This window comes from Shewanella glacialipiscicola, assembly GCF_023283485.1.
GTDB lineage: Bacteria > Pseudomonadota > Gammaproteobacteria > Enterobacterales > Shewanellaceae > Shewanella > Shewanella glacialipiscicola.
Window position 1 is genome coordinate 1 of sequence record NZ_JAKILU010000031.1, and the last position, 18,459, is coordinate 18,459.

The 18,459-nt window shown below is 44.6% G+C and carries 15 protein-coding genes; 7 read left to right on the top strand and 8 right to left on the bottom strand.

Going from position 1 to position 18,459, the window contains the following annotated elements; genetic code table 11:
- Positions 1 to 292 precede the first annotated feature (292 nt).
- Together L2717_RS16525 and L2717_RS16530 are read left to right on the top strand one after the other, a co-directional pair.
- A complete protein-coding gene (locus L2717_RS16525; RefSeq protein WP_220773935.1) occupies positions 293 to 772 on the top strand; it encodes an acyl-CoA thioesterase in 480 nt (159 codons plus the stop codon).
- 294 nt (positions 773 to 1,066) lie between these two features.
- On the top strand, positions 1,067 to 1,933 hold the full coding sequence (locus L2717_RS16530) for an NAD(P)-dependent oxidoreductase (protein WP_220773936.1): 867 nt from the start codon (positions 1,067 to 1,069) through the stop codon (positions 1,931 to 1,933).
- 131 nt (positions 1,934 to 2,064) lie between these two features.
- On the opposite strand, the gene L2717_RS16535 is transcribed toward L2717_RS16530, so the two are convergent.
- Positions 2,065 to 2,913 carry a D-hexose-6-phosphate mutarotase gene (locus L2717_RS16535; protein ID WP_220773937.1) on the bottom strand — a complete coding sequence of 283 codons (849 nt, stop codon included), beginning with the start codon at positions 2,911 to 2,913 and terminating at the stop codon, positions 2,065 to 2,067.
- 230 nt (positions 2,914 to 3,143) lie between these two features.
- Between L2717_RS16535 and L2717_RS16540 the strand changes: the two genes are divergently transcribed.
- Complete coding sequence (locus tag L2717_RS16540) at positions 3,144 to 4,934, top strand: acyl-CoA dehydrogenase C-terminal domain-containing protein (protein WP_220773938.1); 1,791 nt, start codon at positions 3,144 to 3,146, stop codon at positions 4,932 to 4,934.
- 237 nt (positions 4,935 to 5,171) lie between these two features.
- Positions 5,172 to 6,257: a patatin-like phospholipase family protein gene (locus L2717_RS16545; RefSeq protein WP_220773939.1), complete on the top strand. Its 1,086-nt coding sequence runs from the start codon at positions 5,172 to 5,174 to the stop codon at positions 6,255 to 6,257.
- Positions 6,258 to 6,436: 179 nt separating this feature from the next.
- Here the strand turns inward: L2717_RS16545 and asnB are convergent, their stop codons facing one another.
- The 5 genes from asnB to purM form a co-directional block, all read right to left on the bottom strand.
- A complete protein-coding gene (asnB, locus tag L2717_RS16550) occupies positions 6,437 to 8,101 on the bottom strand; it encodes an asparagine synthase B (protein ID WP_220773940.1) in 1,665 nt (554 codons plus the stop codon).
- 566 nt (positions 8,102 to 8,667) lie between these two features.
- The gene (locus L2717_RS16555; protein WP_220773941.1) at positions 8,668 to 10,344 is read right to left on the bottom strand and encodes a M28 family metallopeptidase; all 1,677 of its coding nucleotides are present in this window, start codon (positions 10,342 to 10,344) and stop codon (positions 8,668 to 8,670) included.
- Positions 10,345 to 10,585: 241 nt separating this feature from the next.
- The gene (locus tag L2717_RS16560; protein ID WP_220773942.1) at positions 10,586 to 11,332 is read right to left on the bottom strand and encodes an HAD-IIA family hydrolase; all 747 of its coding nucleotides are present in this window, start codon (positions 11,330 to 11,332) and stop codon (positions 10,586 to 10,588) included.
- Positions 11,333 to 11,492: 160 nt separating this feature from the next.
- Complete coding sequence (gene purN, locus L2717_RS16565; protein WP_220773943.1) at positions 11,493 to 12,137, bottom strand: phosphoribosylglycinamide formyltransferase; 645 nt, start codon at positions 12,135 to 12,137, stop codon at positions 11,493 to 11,495.
- The gene (gene purM / locus L2717_RS16570; RefSeq protein WP_220773944.1) at positions 12,137 to 13,174 is read right to left on the bottom strand and encodes a phosphoribosylformylglycinamidine cyclo-ligase; all 1,038 of its coding nucleotides are present in this window, start codon (positions 13,172 to 13,174) and stop codon (positions 12,137 to 12,139) included. The genes purN and purM overlap by 1 nt, the downstream gene beginning before the upstream one ends.
- Positions 13,175 to 13,505: 331 nt before the next feature.
- Between purM and upp the strand changes: the two genes are divergently transcribed.
- A complete protein-coding gene (upp, locus tag L2717_RS16575) occupies positions 13,506 to 14,132 on the top strand; it encodes a uracil phosphoribosyltransferase (RefSeq protein WP_220773945.1) in 627 nt (208 codons plus the stop codon).
- Positions 14,133 to 14,318: 186 nt separating this feature from the next.
- On the opposite strand, the gene L2717_RS16580 is transcribed toward upp, so the two are convergent.
- Positions 14,319 to 15,638: a Na+/H+ antiporter family protein gene (locus L2717_RS16580; protein WP_220773946.1), complete on the bottom strand. Its 1,320-nt coding sequence runs from the start codon at positions 15,636 to 15,638 to the stop codon at positions 14,319 to 14,321.
- 386 nt (positions 15,639 to 16,024) lie between these two features.
- On the opposite strand from L2717_RS16580, the gene L2717_RS16585 reads away from it, so the two are divergent.
- Complete coding sequence (locus tag L2717_RS16585) at positions 16,025 to 16,630, top strand: peroxiredoxin C (RefSeq protein ID WP_076498416.1); 606 nt, start codon at positions 16,025 to 16,027, stop codon at positions 16,628 to 16,630.
- A 103-nt stretch (positions 16,631 to 16,733) separates the two neighbouring features.
- Here the strand turns inward: L2717_RS16585 and rnt are convergent, their stop codons facing one another.
- The gene (gene rnt, locus L2717_RS16590) at positions 16,734 to 17,417 is read right to left on the bottom strand and encodes a ribonuclease T (RefSeq protein WP_220773947.1); all 684 of its coding nucleotides are present in this window, start codon (positions 17,415 to 17,417) and stop codon (positions 16,734 to 16,736) included.
- Between the two features lie 141 nt (positions 17,418 to 17,558).
- Here rnt and motY point away from each other — a divergent pair, with 141 nt between their 5' ends.
- A complete protein-coding gene (gene motY / locus L2717_RS16595) occupies positions 17,559 to 18,428 on the top strand; it encodes a flagellar protein MotY (protein WP_248938113.1) in 870 nt (289 codons plus the stop codon).
- Positions 18,429 to 18,459: the final 31 nt, after the last annotated feature.

Below are 18,459 nucleotides of genomic sequence, written 5' to 3' on the forward strand. Positions count from 1 at the left end.
TAACTAGGGCTAGGATATTGGGCTTGTTCATACTTTGTAAGGTTAGAAAGTGACGACTTATTAGATCATATAATTAAAGTAATTGGTATTAGTAGTGCGCTACAGCTTTGGCTTTATCGTTTAGCTCTGCCCGGTTTACTGCTGTGCTGCGTGCTTATTAGCCACTTTGGTTAAATCGAATTCTTTGATAAGGCCAATTGTAATTATCTTTACCCAACTTAAGCTTTCTATCGTAAACTCAACTCATTACGCGAGAACATTGAGCCATAGTGGCTGAATAAGTTGAGGTTATATGGCTGGTATCGATAGACAAAGTACCTTGAGATTTTTATCCGAACCTGCGGATGTCAATTTTGGCGGTAAAGTCCACGGCGGCGCGGTGATGAAGTGGATCGACCTCGCGGCCTATGCCTGCGCTGCGGGTTGGAGCGGTAAATATTGCATTACCGCTTATGCCGGTGGAATTCGTTTTGTACAGCCGATTTTGGTCGGCAACATCGTCGAAGTCAGCGCTAAAGTTATTTATACCGGTAAGACCTCCATGCACATAGGTATTGATGTGCGGGCAGGTGATCCTAAAGTGTCTGAGCGTCATCTTACTACCCATTGTATTGTGATCATGGTGGCTGTAGATGAACAGGGTCAACCCACACCAGTACCAGAATGGATACCACAAACGGATTATGATATTCATTTACGGGATTCAGCATTGCGCCTGATGGAGATGCGTAAAAAAATTGGCGCCGAAATGGAAGCCCACGTAGTGAAATAATGCGATAAATGATAACAACAAAGGCGCTTCTGGCGCCTTTGTTGTTTGTGCCGAAAAGTGCGTTTGCCACTCAGTTTGATTTATCCCTGCCGCGTTATACTGGCTGGATGTTAAACTGCATTCTTATTTCGCTCCCATTTATTACCGCAAAGAAAGCCATAGATTGAAACACTTGCTAGCATTTCTCGTGTTTGTTACTCAGGATTTAGCGGTAATATATTGGGCAGAGAATACAGAACCAGATTCCGCAATTTTTAATTAATTCATCTTGTTTACCTATTTGAGGATCATTTCATGGCAAAAGTCGCATTTATTGGTTTAGGCGTAATGGGATACCCCATGGCGAGACATTTACTCAACAAAGGCCATGAGGTCACTGTTTATAATCGCACTTTTTCTAAGGCGCAAACTTGGGTTGAAACCTATGGTGGTCGTTGCTGCGCCACACCAAAGGAGGCCGCTCAGGGACAAGAATTTGTGTTTACCTGTGTGGGCAATGATAACGACTTGCGTGAAGTCGTGTTAGGTAAGGATGGCGTTATCCATGGTATCGAAAAAGGTGCGGTGTTAGTTGACCATACAACGGCTTCAGCCGATGTAGCGCGTGAGCTCTATCAAGTGTTAGCCCCAAAGGGCGTTCACTTTCTGGATGCGCCAGTGTCTGGCGGTCAAGCGGGCGCTGAAAATGGGCTATTAACGGTCATGGTTGGCGGCGATGAAGCCATATTTGCCCGCGCTAAACCGATTATTGAAGCCTTTTCTCGTTGCGCCGAGCGTCTAGGCGATGTCGGTGCTGGCCAGTTGACTAAGATGGTTAATCAAATCTGTATCGCCGGCGTGGTGCAAGGTTTGGCTGAGGCACTGCAGTTTGCCCGTAACGCGGGGCTTGATGGTGAAAAAGTGATTGAAGTCATTAGCAAGGGCGCGGCGCAGAGCTGGCAAATGGAGAATCGCTACAAGACAATGTGGGGCCAAAGCTATGATTTTGGTTTTGCAGTCGATTGGATGCGTAAAGATTTAGGCATCGCCTTAGAAGAAGCCCGTCGTAATGGCTCACACTTGCCATTGACCGCGTTGGTGGATCAATTCTATTCCGAAGTGCAGGGTATGGGAGGAAGTCGTTGGGATACTTCTAGCTTGTTGGCGCGCTTAGAAAAATAGGCTAAGTAAGTTTTGCCTTAAGTCTTACTTTAAATGTGAGCGATGATAAAAATGCCCAGATTTGTGAGTCTGGGCATTTTTGTTTAAATTTTATTGGTCACGTAGTTGATTTAACTACTTAATTGAAATGCTTAATCTTGCCAGCAAATGTGGGTGACTAAACTATGACTTTCACCTGGGGCGAGTACCAGTTTATCTTCTAATACATTGGCGGCTTCTAAGCAGACCATAGTGAGATAATCCTCTGGATTAAAACGACCTAGGCGTTGAGATTTATCTATCCATGGGTTCCACAACACGGCAGAGCGGCTGTTCTCACGGCTGACTTTGATAATCCCTTGCGGCGTATGCAGTCGCTGCACTGGGCCGAGATCGGTATAGACACGATCTGTCTCGCGATCAAAGTGCACTTCATCGGTGGTTTGCGGATAAGGTCCTTCAGCAAATTCGATGTATTTTGAGCCATTAAAACCGCTGGCTTTGAGTTGGTGGATATCTTCAATTGGAAAATAGCTGTGCAGTGCTTGAGTTAGGGTAACCGTTTTATCGCCTAAGTTAGTATTAATAAGACTAATGCTTAGCGTCTCGCCTAGTGTAAATAAAACGCTCACTTGAGTATTGTGTGGCCAATAGATTTTATCTTGCTCACTAATTTTTAAACTGAAACGTAAATGCACTAGTTGGTCACGCATTTCAACCGACTCAAGCGACCAAATACGGGTGCGAGCGAAACCATGCTGAGGAAAATTAGGCTCGCTACTCACGCCAAACCAAGGCCAACATACCGGTACACCGCCACGGATCCCATTACCGGGTTGATAATCGTCAGCCGAAGAAACCCACAGTAAAGGTGGTTTACCTACGGGTTGAAAATAGTCGATTTGTGCGCCTTGCAAAAAAATTCTTGCCTGACATAACGCCGAGCTCACTTCGACATAATCGAGACCATTGGCGTGCTTTTTGGTAGTGACAGAACCCATAGTAAAAATATCCTCAACTCGGATGATGTAGCAAAAAATACAGATGCTTAGCTTACAAACTTTTGCGACTCAGTATAAGGCTTTGTTGCGATCAATTTACAGTTTTGCTGTTTGTATGTGTAAACAAAAGCCAAAACTCATGCTGAGGGGATCTTCCCTTTTTGATAAATGTCGTTAAAGTGGTCGGAGCACTTAGTAGAATTGCGTTTAACTAAAAAAGGGAACCGATTATGCCAGTTTATCAAGCGCCGCTGCGCGACTATCAATTTATCCTCGATGAAATGTTACACATCTATCAGCAAGATGCACTTAAGGGCTTTGATGAAATTGACCCTGAATTAGTCAATGCGGTTTTACAAGGCATGGCTGATTTTTCAACTGAGGTCATGTTACCCCTTAACAGTGTGGGTGATGTGCAGGGATGTAAACTGGTCGACGGAAAAGTGATTACGCCAGATGGATTTCATGATGCTTACCAACAATTTGTTGCTAATGGCTGGGCGACACTGACCTGTGTTCCTGAATTTGGCGGCCAAGGTTTACCTGAAGTCGTTGGTATTTTTGCAGCTGAAATGCAAACGGCAACCAATATGGCCTTTGCCATGTATCCTGGGTTAACCCACGGTGCGTATGCCGCTATTCACGTCCATGGCAGTGATGCATTAAAGCAAAAATATTTGAGCAAATTGGTCAGTGGTGAATGGACTGGGACCATGAACTTAACCGAGTCTCATGCTGGCACTGACTTGGCATTATTACGCACTAAAGCGGTTCCCGTATCCGAAGGTGTTTTTGCCATTACGGGCGAGAAAATCTTTATCTCATCTGGCGATCACCAGCTCACCGACAATATAGTGCATTTAGTGCTTGCTCGTTTGCCAGATGCACCTGAAGGGGTGAAAGGGATTTCGTTATTTGCCGTACCTAAAGTATTAGTTAATAGCGATGGCAGTTTAGGGGCGCCGAATACTTTGTATGCCAGCGGTCTTGAACATAAAATGGGCATTCATGGTAACTCAACCTGCGTGATGGTGTTTGATGGCGCACTGGGCGAGCTAGTGGGCGATGCACATCAAGGACTGCGCGCCATGTTTACTATGATGAACCAAGCGCGCTTAGGCGTAGGTGTACAAGGTCTTGGTGTATCTGAAATAGCTTATCAAAATGCGTTAGCCTACGCTAAAGACCGTTTACAGAGCCGCGCGTTAAGCGGCGCGAAAGCCCCTGAAAAAGCCGCCGATCCGATTTTGGTTCATGGCGATGTGCGCCGTATGTTGTTATCGCAAAAAGCCTTTAATGAGGGCGCACGTGCACTTGTTGGCCAACAAGCCCTATGGCTTGATGAAGCCGAGCGTCATACCGATCCTGCCAAAGCTAAAGTCGCCTCTCAGTTAGCCGCATTATTTACGCCAGTAGTGAAAGGCTTTATCACTAATCGTGGTTTTAATGCCTGTGTTGATGCGCAGCAAGTCTTTGGTGGACATGGCTATATTCATGAGTGGGGTATGGAACAATTTGTACGAGATAGCCGTATAGCCATGATTTATGAGGGGACTAACGGTATTCAGGCATTGGATTTAGTTGGACGTAAATTACTGGCTGATCGCGGCGCCGCGATGCAGCAATGGTCGGCTTTAGTGACTGAGTTTATTAAATCACAGAGCAACAACGCCTCAATGCAGCCTTATGTGAACGGTTTGATGGATTGTGCCGGCGATTTACAAAAAGCCAGCGGTTATTTAGCCTCGCAAGCGGCGACCAATCCTGACATTATCGGCGCGGCCTCTATGGCTTATCTAGAATTGTTTGGTGTGACTGCGCTGGCGTGGATGTGGGCCAGAAGCGCCGCCGTTGCATTATCGGCATTGGAGCAGGGCAGTGAAGAAACCGCATTTTATCAGGCTAAACTCAAAACTGCCGATTTCTATATGGCTTACTGGGCTGTACAAGGTCGCAGTTTACGTAAGCAAATCGAGCAGGCGAGTGAAATGCTAACGCAATTAGATGAAGCTATTTTTTAAGCGCTTACCTTAATGATGCTGGGCTAACTCAGCTCAGAACAACCTAAACCAGCGCACAGTCGCTGGTTTTTTTATGTTATCTGCAAATCTAATTTCTGAAAAATCAACCATAGAATGTTAATGTACTTCAATTAGCTTAACCGTATTTCCCTGTTAAGCTAATAGCTTCTATCCGTTATCCTTGGCGCTTAAGCTTGTTTAGAATCACCTTATAGATATTTTTTGATAAGGTTTTCCATGCATTTTGTTAATCATTCATCCACAACAGAATCTTTATCCACAGTTAATCCCAAAGTGGCCTTGATTGCTGAGGGTGGCGGCCAGCGAGGCATTTTTACTGCTGGTGTGCTCGATGCATGGCTTGATGGCGGATTTGATCCCTTCGATTTATTTATTGGTACCTCTGCTGGCTCACAAAACCTCAGTAGTTTTTTATCTCGTCAGAAGGGATATGCGAAACGATTGATCCGTGGTTTATCGCGTCATAAACGATTTTACCGGCTCGGCCGAGGGTTAGTGGGTGGTAATGTGGTCGATTTAGACTGGTATTTTGAGCAGACTCGACAAGGCATGTTTAAGCTAGATCTTAACGCGGCGGCGGCCTCTTTAGGTAATCGGCAATTACTGATCACCGCGACCAATGCCAGTGATCGTAAAGGCTACTTTTTAAGTCCAAATAGTAAAAACCAATGGCGTGAACTACTTAAAGCCTCCAGTGCATTACCATTTTTGTATAAACAAGGGGTGAAACTCACGCCTTGGCTTGATGACAACGCTTCTAATAACGGTGCCTCTAATCACAGCGCAGCATTAACCGCTGATATTAGTGGTGATTTCTACCTCGATGGTGGTTTAGCGGCACCTTTACCTGTGCGTGAAGCTTATCGCCGCGGTGCCCGTAAAATCGTGCTTATCCGCACTGTTAGTGAGGATTTTCAAGCGCAATCGGCTTGGGTTCATAAATTAAAATCTTGGATTTGTGTTTCTGGCTTTTGTCCTAAAACCATCGATTATTTAGTGCAGCACGAACAAGCCTATCAGGATGAACTGGATTTTATCGCCAATCCCCCCGAGGATGTAGAAATCGTGCAAATTTTTGCCGCTGAAAATTTGCAAAGTAAATTACTAGGCAGTACCGATGCCGATTTGCGACATGATTATCATGCGGGCATCGCGGCGGGTCAGTTTTTTTTAGCCCAAGATCCGATGGCGTTGGCACAAAATAATGTTTACTTTCACCGCCAAGCTGACACTGACTCTCACACGCAAGTCCAGGGGCACACGCTCGCCCAAATGCAGCCAATCAATGCGTTGTCGGCTTAGTCTATGGAGATTGAAACCCCGAACGGAAAAATAGTATTAATGTCAGCTTCATCTAAATGCAAAAACCACCCTAAGGTGGGTGGCTTTTACGACGCTAATAAAACCAGCTGTTTTGCTTGGCTATCATGTTTTATTTATCTAACGTACTTAATATTCTTAAGTTAATTGTTTCACCTCAATTAATAGCTTGAGGTGTGTACAGAGCGTACTGCTCGGCCCGATGGGTCGATAATACCGCGTAAGCTTTCGTCCCAAGCCAGTGCTTCTGGTGTTGAACAGGCTACAGATTTACCACCAGGAACCGTTTCAGCAGCGCCGCTCAGTGGATAATGCTCTTCAAAGAAGCAGCGATAAAAATAGGCTTCTTTGGTTTCTGGCGTGTTATATGGGAAACGGAATTTCGCGTTTGCCAATTGTAAATCATCCACGCGCGCTGCCGCTTGTTCTTTTAAGCCGTCAATCCATGAGTAGCCTACGCCATCACTGAATTGCTCCTTTTGACGCCATGTTACTTCTTTAGGCAATTTATGTTCAAAAGCTTGGCGAAGAATATGTTTCTCGATGCGGCCATCCTTTGACATTTTTGCTTCTGGGTTGATGCGCATTGCCACATCCATAAACTCTTTATCAAGGAAGGGCACACGGGCTTCTAAGCCCCAAGCAGCCATGGCTTTGTTGGCACGCAAACAATCGAACAAATGCAGTTTATCAAGTTTTCGCACTAATTCCTCGTGGAATGCCTGTGCGTTTGGCGCTTTATGGAAGTATAAATATCCGCCAAATAATTCGTCAGCGCCTTCACCCGACAACACCATTTTAATACCCATAGCTTTAATTTTTCGCGCCATTAAGTACATAGGTGTGGCTGCACGTATGGTGGTGACATCGTAGGTTTCTAAGTGATAGATCACTTCTTTAATCGCATCGAGCCCTTCTTGGAAGGTGAAATGGATTTCATGATGAATCGTACCAATGGCATCGGCGACCTTTTTAGCCGCGATTAAATCCGGTGCACCTTCAAGACCTACGGCAAAAGAATGCAACTGTGGCCACCAAGCGTTGGTTTCGCCATCGTCTTCAATGCGGCGTTTAGCAAAGGTTTGCGTGATGGCGGAAATGATTGATGAATCTAAGCCACCTGATAGCAACACACCATAGGGCACATCTGACATTAATTGGCGTTTTACCGCGGCTTCTAATGCGTCACGTATTTCTTCTTTGCTTGCTGGGTTATCTTTCACCGCATCATAACTTTGCCAATCGCGAGTGTAGTATTTCACTGCGGCTGCATCGCTTGAGTACAAGTATTGACCCGGTAAGAACTCTTCTACGGTTTTACATACTGGCATTAGCGCTTTCATTTCTGAGGCAACGTAGAAGTTACCCGCAGCGTCACGGCCTGTATATAGCGGGATAATACCCATATGATCGCGGCCGATAAGGTATCTATCTTGAGCTTTGTCATATAAAACAAAGGCGAAGATACCGTTTAATTTATCTAGAAATTCAGTACCATACTCTTGATAAAGCGCTAGAATCACTTCGCAATCTGAGTTGGTTTGATAGCTGTACTTATCGCCTAGCTGAGCTTTCAATTCTTTGTGGTTATAGATCTCACCGTTGACCGCAAGGATCAAACTGCCATCTTCTGTTAGCAGCGGCTGAGCGCCGTGCTCTATGTCAACAATGGCTAAACGTTCGTGGGCAAGAATGGCTTTATCACTGGCATAAATACCTGACCAGTCAGGGCCACGGTGGCGCATTAGCTTAGACATTTCTAGCGCAACTTGGCGCAGTTCTTTGGCATCAGATTGGATATCTAAAATCGAAAAGATTGAACACATAGTACAACTCCCACACGGTCTGTCATTTGAGGATGTCTCAATTGAGTGTTAATGTGCCAGCAATTAGGGCGTTTGCCAAACACTATTTTTGATGATTTATCTGTTTATTGGTGTTTTTGTTGATTTAGATCTTTGCTTTTGGTTTGTTTTATTAATGATAAATCATTTAAATACGGTTATTTTTGATGATTTGTTTTTATTGTATTGTTTAGGGTGAGAGGTTTTGGTGAATTCATAATGCTTTTAAGCAATGTGCCGATTGCAAAAAAATTATCAAAAATAGCGTAAATGGCGAGTGTAAAAATGTCAGTGTTTTATTATTAATCAATTCACCCTCAGTTATCTGGCATTAACAAATAGCATAAGCTGGTGCGTAACCATATTATGCAACGAAATTAAGCGGCTAGTATTCAATCAACTCAACATGTTTAGTGGGCTAAAAACACAAAAGCACGTGATGGGATCACGTGCTTTTAAATCTGATCGAGTACTTTGTCTCATCGGTGCTCACCGAGTTAGCGCTTTATACCAAAAGCCTCTTACTCAACCCTATTCAATAGCACCGATTATTTCGTATCTGTCACAAGCTGTGTTTTGGCTGGTCGCAGGCGATTGAACTCGGTACCTTGATAGTATCCTGGCCAATCTTGGCTATTACCTAGTGCACGAGTGGCTTGGTAATACACTTGCAAGTCTTGCAGTGCGCCGCTTAAATCCCAGTTTTCATGGTATTCATCGCAAACATTGTGATAACAGCCTTTCATCGTGGCTTGCATCTGGGTTTTATAGGCAGCAGTGGCGTCATCAATTGCTTCATTACCGCCACCGGCAAATACCGCAGGGATACCCAGTTTGGCAAAGCTGAAGTGATCTGAACGGAAGAAACCACCTGATGCAGGATTTTTTTCACCCATTGAAACACGGTTTTGTTGTGTAGCCGCTTCAATAAGATAGTTTTCTAACTCCGACTTCCCTTTGCCGATGATGGTATAATCTTTGGTTTTACCATAGATATTGGTGCTATCAAGGTTCAGTACCGCGACCGTTTTATCAATAGGATAAAGTGGATTAGCGGCATAATAACGCGAGCCGAGTAAACCTTGTTCTTCACCTGTGGTAGCAATAAAGGTGACCGAGCGCGCTAAACCGTGACCCTGTTTTGCATTGTCGGCTAATTGTCTGGCGATTTCGAGAATGCCGGCAGTGCCCGAGGCATTGTCCATCGCACCGTTATAAATTTGATCGCCTTCTTTTGTTTCATCTTTACCTATGTGATCCCAATGGGCGGTATAGAGAATTTGTTCATCGGCTTGTGTGCTACCCGTGAGCGTGGCGACCACGTTGTAACTATTTGCATATTCGGCTTTATTCTTAAAGACGATGCTGGCCGTTTGCTCAAGGGGTAAATTGATAGAACTATCGGCGGCGCGCGCCATGAGGTTTGGTAGTGATAAACCTGCTTTCTCAAAAAGTTGGGTTGCGGTATCTAAGGTGAGCCAACCTTCGACTTGAATTCGGCTATCTTGCTCAGCTTTACTCAGCACCAGATCTTGCTGTGCGCCTGTCCAGCTATTTTCTACCACTGACCAAGGGTAAGAGGCGGGCTCAGTATCATGGATTATCAGTGCGCCAAGGGCACCTTGACGGCTGGCTTCTTCAAACTTATAGCTCCAACGGCCGTAATAGGTCATTGCTTTGCCATTGAACTTACCCGAATCAGGGCGTGCAAAGCCGGGATCATTAACTAAAATCACCGCTATTTTGCCTTTCATATCGAGATCTTGGTAATCATTCCAAGCATATTCGGGTGCGTTCACCCCATAGCCCACAAAGACTAATGGTGCATTTTCAATATTAACGCCACCGTTATCGTGACGACTGCTAAGTACCAGATCTTGACGATATTTAAAGGGTAACCCTGCCAACGTGACTTGCTGCGCTTCATCTGCGGTGTAGCTGACCATTGGCACTGGTTGTAAAAAACTGCCTTGATACGCACCTTTGAGACCCATATCAGTAAAGGCTTTGGTCAGATAATCCAAGGTGAGCTTTTCGCCGTGAGTGGTCGGCGCACGACCTTCAAATTCATCAGATGATAGCGTTTTAATATCATTTCTAAAACGTGCTTCATTAAACTGCACGGGTTTGAGTTCAGCCAAGGTATTGGTGCTATCGGGTACTGATGTATCTGGACTACAGGCGCTGAGCATAGCTAATGCACAGAGTGGATACAGACGTCGCATAGGTTAATCCTACTGTTGTTTTAATTAAGGTATTTTAGATTTATGTTAATCAATCAGAAGCGAGACTTATCATGAAGCAAGCCGCAGCGAGCCACAAGGCTGAGCGGCAGGAGAATGTGTTACTTAATGTTGCCTTGCTTGATGCAATACGCCTTTAAAGGAAGCTTATTGCATCGGCAAGCACTTAAGTTAAGTGGTGAGTGATGGCGTAATAAAGCGACATTAATGGTTTGATTTGTGATTAAACAACATCGATGTCGCCTGCGCAGGCAAATACATGGTTCGGGCGGAAGGGTTCTTTGTCGATATCTTCAAGCTTACTTACGCCACTGGTGACCAGAATGGTTTCAAGCCCCGCTTGGAAGCCCGCTAAAATATCGGTACGCATATTGTCGCCGATAATCACGGTATCTTCCGAGTGTCCATCCATATGATTAAGCGCTGAGCGAATAATCCATGCGCTTGGTTTACCAACATAAAAAGGCTTTTTGCCGGTAATCCGTACGATAGGTGCGCACAATGCGCCACAAGCAGGGCTGTAGGCTGGGCCATGGGTATCGGGATTGGTGGCAATAAAGCGGGCGCCACGGGCAACAAAAGCGGCGGCTTTATGGATCATATCCCAATTGTAAGAGCGGGTTTCACCGACAATCACAAAGTCAGGATTGATATCGGTGATGGTAAAGCCCGCTTTATAGAGCTCATGGGTGAGGGCGCCTTCACCTATAACATAGGCTTTACTGCCTTCTTGGTGTTTTAAAAAGTCAGCGGTTGCCATGGCGGAGGTATAAAAGCATTCTTCAGGAATATCAATGCCGGCTGCGCTTAAACGGTTTTGCAAATCCTTACCTGTTTGTACGGGGTAATTTGTTAATACGACTAACGGATTACCTTGCTCTAAAATGCGTTTGATAAATTTATCGCTGCCGGGGATCAGTTTATTGTCGTGTAGTAGTACACCATCGATATCGCAGATAATATTTTTCATCTAATAGTCTCTTGTCATGCCGAGCAAAAAATCACTTTCCATTCAGTTATCTAATGCCACATTGCCTAAGAAAACAATGCTTTTGTAGAAAATAGTTAAAAAAATAGAGACCCTAAGGTCTCTATTTGTGATTTCGCTTCTACTAACGCTCAAAGCCGCTCTAATCGGGCGCGTAACCGCTCTGACCGATAAGAGTGCCATCAAGATAGGCTCGGCCATTTTGCATGTTAAGCCGTTGCTGACTAAACCATTTCACCACTAGTGGATAAATAGCATGCTCTTGCTCATGCACGCGTGCGGCAAGCATATCAGCGGTATCATCTTCATAAACAGGCACGTTAGCCTGTAAAATCACTGGGCCTGAATCTAGCTCTGGCGTGACAAAATGTACGCTAGCGCCATGTTCACTGTCTTTTGAATCGATAGCACGTTGATGGGTGTTCAAACCGGTATATTTAGGTAACAGTGACGGATGAATGTTGATCATGCGACCTAGATAATGATTAACGAAATCATCACTTAAAATACGCATAAATCCTGCTAGTACGATTAAATCGGGCTGATACAGCTCAATCACCGCCATTAAACGTGCATCATATTCAGAGCGAGATTCACCTTGGTGAGCTATCACGCAGCTGGTATCAATTTCGCTATGATGAGCGCGCACTAGGCCATAGGCATCGGGTTTATTACTGATGACTCCGACAACTTCGGCCTGCAGATTATCGTCGCAACCGTCGATAATCGCTTGCAGGTTACTGCCATTTCCGGAAATTAATACAACTACACGACAGCTCTGGGGCATTATAAGATCTCCACTTGCTCTTCATTACTTTCACGATTTGCGATAGCACCGATAAGCCATGCTTGTTCGCCTTCAGCCGCCAGTAATGCCAGTGCAGCATCGACTTTATCGGTAGGCAGCACGACTAACATGCCGACACCACAGTTGAAGGTGCGATACATTTCGTATTCTGCAATGTTGCCATTTTCCATTAACCAACTGAAAACAGCGGGCCATTGCCATGAATCGCCTTGGATAACCGCTTTTAAGTTATCTTGCAGTACGCGCGGGATATTTTCCCAGAAGCCGCCGCCAGTAATGTGTGCCATTGCATGTACATCTGATGCAGCGATCAGTTTCAGCAATGATTTTACGTAAATTTTGGTTGGCTCAAGTAGATGCTCAATTAGCGGTTTGCCATTGAGATCTTGCTCTGGGTCTGCTTGGCTCACTTCTAATACTTTACGTACTAGAGAGTAACCATTTGAATGAGGGCCACTTGAGGCTAATGCGATAAGCGCATCACCCGCTGCAACTTTGCTACCGTCAATGATATCGGCTTTTTCAACGACGCCGACGCAGAAACCGGCTAGGTCGTAATCGTCACCTTCGTACATGCCTGGCATTTCAGCGGTTTCACCGCCAATTAATGCACAACCAGATTGGAAACAACCTTCGGCTATGCCGTTCACTACAGCAGTCGCCGCTTCAACATCTAGCTTGCCCGTTGCGTAGTAATCGAGGAAAAACAGTGGCTCAGCACCTTGAACGATTAAGTCGTTCACGCACATAGCCACTAAGTCGATACCGACGGTGTCATGCTTTTTATAGTCGATGGCTAGACGTAGCTTAGTTCCAACACCATCAGTGCCAGACACGAGTACAGGTTGTTTATATTTAGTGGGTATTTCACACAGGGCGCCAAAACCACCTAAGTTGCCCATAACTTCTGGACGACGGGTACGTTTAACGGCTGCTTTTATGTTAGTTACCAGTGCATTACCTGCATCAATATCAACGCCGGCATCTTTATAGCTCAGTGGGGTAGGTGTGCTCACGGAGGGATCCTCTCGGGTACATCGTTATTGGATTTTATGCGGCGGTATTCTACCAGCTTGTGCTAGGGGTCGAAAGTCATGATTTGGATTTATCCCCTCGGCATAATATTTTGGGCTGAGATAAGAGGGTATTTGACTGATTGAATTGTTTGGATTGGTCACAAAACAGTAAATTAGGGTACGTATCTTAAGCGATTGAGGATTATTCTTGGGATATAGCTCACGATTAGACCGAATGGCAAAACTTTATGTTTTACCTCATAAACAAATCAACTAGAATCTGAAAAATTTGCCTAAAATAATACGCCGAAAAATAAAGTAGGAGAGAAAAATGAAAGTTGTCGAGGTTAAACATCCTTTAGTGCGTCACAAAATCGGTTTAATGCGCGAAGGTGACATTAGCACTAAACGTTTCCGTGAGCTAGCCGCCGAAGTGGGCAGTTTATTAACCTATGAAGCTACCGCAGATTTCGAAACTGAAACGGTGACGATTGAAGGCTGGAATGGTCCGGTTGAAGTTGATCAAATCAAAGGTAAAAAAGTCACTGTGGTGCCTATTTTACGTGCAGGTTTAGGTATGATGGACGGCGTGCTTGAGCATATCCCAAGCGCGCGTATTTCTGTTGTCGGCATTTACCGCGATGAAAAAACCCTTGAACCAGTACCTTATTTTGAAAAGCTCGCTAGCGATATGAACGAACGTATTGCCTTAGTCGTAGACCCTATGTTGGCAACTGGGGGCTCTATGATTGCGACCGTTGATTTATTGAAGAAACGCGGTTGTACTTCAATCAAAGCCTTAGTATTAGTGGCGGCTCCTGAAGGGATTAAAGCGTTAGAAGCGGCGCACCCAGATATCGAATTATATACTGCCGCTATTGATAGATGTTTAAACGAGAAAGGTTATATCCTGCCAGGTTTAGGTGATGCTGGTGACAAAATTTTTGGGACTAAGTAACCTGAACCAAGGATAAGTTCTGCGGCTCTAGAGGTTGTTTTGTCCTCTATCTAGGTTACGTTAGCGCTCCAGCAGCGACTAATATTATTTGTTAATGTTTAAGGTACTTGATAAAAAAGGCCGAATCGCAATGCGACTCGGCCTTTTTGTTTTATGCGCTTAGGCATTAATGGTTACAGTACAGGGTTACAACACCATAGCCGCAATCCAGCCAAACACTAATAGGGGAATATTGTAGTGAATAAACGTCGGGATCACACTGTCACGAATGTGATCATGTTGACCATCGGCGTTGAGTCCAGCCGTTGGGCCTAAGGTGGAGTCGGATGCAGGCGAGCCAGCATCACCGAGCGCTGCTGCGGTGCCAACTAATGCTATTGTTGCGGCGACTGAAAAACCAAAACTCAACGCCAGTGGGACATAAATCGTCGCAATAATTGGGATGGTGGAAAAAGACGAACCGATGCCCATAGTGATCAATAGACCAACCAGTAACATCAAAAAGGCGGCAAGGGCTTTATTATCACCGATAATATCGCTCAGTGAGGCCACAAGTGTACCTACTTCACCGGTTTCTTTTACTACGGCGGCAAAACCTGCGGCTGAAATCATGATAAAACCAATGTTGGCCATCATGCGCACGCCTTGGTTAAAAATATCTTGGTCGGCGACATGTTTTAATGCGCCCGAAAAACTAAAGATCATAAAACCAACTAAGGCGCCAAAAATCATTGAGTCGGTTTCAAGTTGTACAATGAGAGTGGCTAATATCGCTACTGCCGCAATGGTGATATTACGTTTGTTGAGGGATTCTTCTGGCTCAGCTACCAGTACTTTTGTCTCGTCATAGATACGAGGCTTACGGTAACTGATGAACACAGCTGTGAGTAAACCAACCACCATGCCCGCGGCAGGAATTAACATGGCTGATGGGATTTGCTCGCGCACCGCGGCTAAACCATTACTGGTCAAGTTTGATAGCAGAATATCATTTAAGAAAATGCCACCAAATCCAATCGGTAAAATCATATAGGTTGTGACTAAACCGAAGGTCAGCACACAGGCAACAATACGACGGTCGATGTTGAGTTTGGTTATCACGTGCAATAGTGGCGGCACTAAAATCGGGATAAAAGCGATATGGATAGGTAAAATATTCTGCGAGGCCATCGACATGACGAGTAGCGATAACAACAGTAACCAGCGTACCCAGTTAGTGTTGGTCGGATTAGGATCTTGTCCAAGACTATTAATGATACTTCTAGAGATCAGCGTCGTTAAGCCTGAATGCGATAGTGCGACAGCAAAAGCGCCTAATAACGCATAGCTTAAGGCTATTTGTGCGCCGCCACCTAAGCCAGTATTAAAGGCATTAATGGTTTGGTGTAGATCCATCCCGCCCACAAGTCCCGCCACGAGAGCGCTCACGGTAAGGGCGATAACGACATTCACCCTAGCTAAACTGAGTGCTAACATTAAGCACACTGCAATAACGACTGCATTCATAATCAAATTTCTTAATTCTTAAGCCAAAGGGCTATTTTCGACTGCAAATGCAGTCGTTGTCCAGTTTGCTAACGTCTTATCTGAAAAATATCTGAAAATGTGAACAGACAAGCTGTTGTGTGTTAGGCAAATGTAGAATGTGGCACATACAAGAACTATAAATTGCTCTATCCTTAGGCAGGAAAAATGGAAATGCCCTTGAAAAATGTGATATTGGTCTTAAATAGGTTGTAAGGCACAGCACACGACTTATAATGCCTAAAGATTTGATTGGTAAGAACACCTTTTCATCAGTAAAGATTTAACTCAGCTTAGGTTGGGGGGGATATTCTGGTCATAAGGGATCTTGCTTTACACTTAGTTCAACTCATAGATGGAGATATAAAATGAGCGTATTAGTAGGCCGTCAGGCTCCTGATTTTACTGCTGCAGCTGTATTAGGTTCTGGCGAAATTGTTGATAGCTTCAACTTAACGGCAGCCATTAAAGGTAAACCAGCAGTCGTATTCTTCTATCCACTTGACTTCACTTTCGTTTGTCCATCAGAGTTGATCGCATTTGATCACCGTATGGAAGAGTTCACTAAGCGTGGCGTAGAAGTGATTGGTGTTTCAATTGATTCTCAGTTTACTCACAATGCATGGCGTAACACCCCAGTTGATAAAGGTGGTATTGGCCAAGTTAAGTACACTTTAGTCGCTGACGTTAAGCACGAAATCTGTAAAGCATACGATGTTGAGCATCCAGAAGCAGGCGTGGCTTTCCGTGGTTCATTCTTAATCGACAAAGAAGGCATGGTTCGTCATCAAGTGGTTAACGATCTGCCATTAGGCCGTAACGTTGACGAAATGCTGCGTATGATCGATGCATTACAATTCCACGAAGAGCACGGCGATGTATGTCCTGCTGGCTGGGAAAAAGGCGACAAAGGTATGAATGCAAGCACTGAAGGTGTTGCTGCTTACCTTTCTGAAAATGCAAGCTCACTGTAATTAACATGTTTTAATCAGTGTTGCGTGTTAAATAAAAAAGCTGCTTAACGGCAGCTTTTTTATTGGTTATTGCTTGCTTAAACATGAGCATCAATGGCTCAGTTTATTCCTCAGTTTTATCTTCAATCTTATCTTTAATATCCTGCGCATCAGCGGCGAGTAATGGCCAACCACCTAATGTTTTCCAGCGGTTAACAATAAGGCAAAATAGCTCTGCAGTGCGTTCAGTATCGTATAAGGCAGAATGGGCCTCATTATTATCAAAGGGGATACCTGCCATGATACAGGCTTTAGCCAGCACGGTATGACCGATGGCAAGCCCTGCTAATGTGGCAGTATCGAAAGTCGCAAAAGGATGGAACGGCGAACGTTTTAAATCACAACGTTCAATCGCTTTACTGACAAAAGCATGATCGAAGGCGGCGTTGTGCGCCACAATTATGCTGCGATGACAGTCAGAGTCCTTTTGGGCTTTTTTCACTGCTTTGAAAATTTCTAAAAAGGCTTCTTTCTCGCTCACCGCTCCCCGTAACGGATTGGTTGGATCTATTCCATTAAATGCTAGGGCTGCGGGTTCTAAATTTGCGCCTTCAAAGGGCTCAATGTGGAAGTGTAGGGTTTTATCGATTCCTATCACGCCCTTATTGTCCATTTTTAATAGGGTGACGGCAATTTCTAGCAACGCATCGGTTTGAGAGTTGAAGCCCGCAGTTTCGACATCAATGACTACAGGAAAGTAGCCTCGAAATCGGTATTTCAATTTGTTCGCGTCGCAAATGTCACTCATAAAGTACTCAAGAAAATTCACAGGGCGCTATTATGCTAAATGTGTTCGGGTGTGTCATGCTTGATTGATGGTTTTATAGGCTAAAGGAACTAAATAGTTTGCCGATAAAGCCATGTACCCGATTAATTAAGAGTAAAGGCTATGTGGCGAAAACTGATCTTAGTATCAATTTTATGCGTTCCAGCAACTGCAATGGCAGAGTTGCGCCATTATGTGGCCACCTTAAGCGATTCCCAATGGCGAATGAGTGAGAATTCTCCCATCGTATGCCGCTTAGAACACGATATTCCCTCTTACGGTAAAGCCATTTTTACCAGTGAGGCGGGTAAACAACAAAATATGAATTTTACCTTAGATATGTGGGTAAAACCGGACCAAGTGACTCAAGCTAAGCTAATGAGTAAGGCACCTAAATGGCGTCCTGGAGTGGTAACGAAAGAGATAACTTCGCTGCATTATCAAAAGTATTTTAATGGTGAGGTGCCTAAGCGTGCGGCGTGGTCCATGTTGGCGGAGTTAAGTCGTGGTATGGAACCGACATTTTACTATGCTGATTGGTACAATGAGTCGAATAAAATTGCAGTGGGTTTATCTTCAGCTAACTTTGGCCGCAAATACACAGAGTTTAAAGCTTGTCTCGCGCACTTATTGCCCTACAGCTTTGATGACATTGCTTTTACTGTATTAAATTATAATGAGGGCGGTACTGATTTAACCCACTTTTCACAGCAACAACTGTCGCGAGTCCAAGAATACTTAGCCTATGATCCTCTTGTGGAGTTAGTGTTAGTTGATGCATATACCGACAGTTATGGCGGCCGCTCTGTAAACCAAAAGGTATCGGACGAACGTGCCGAATCAGTAAAAGATTTTTTTGTTTCCAGTGGCATCCCTCAGGACCGTATTGTTACAGTGGGGCATGGTGAGCGTCGTCATGTAGCCTCTAATGATGAGACGGACGAGAGAGCACGTAACCGCCGTGTTGTAGTACGGATCAGTAAGCCACTGTAATCGGCGCACAGGCTTAATTGGGTAGTTTAAA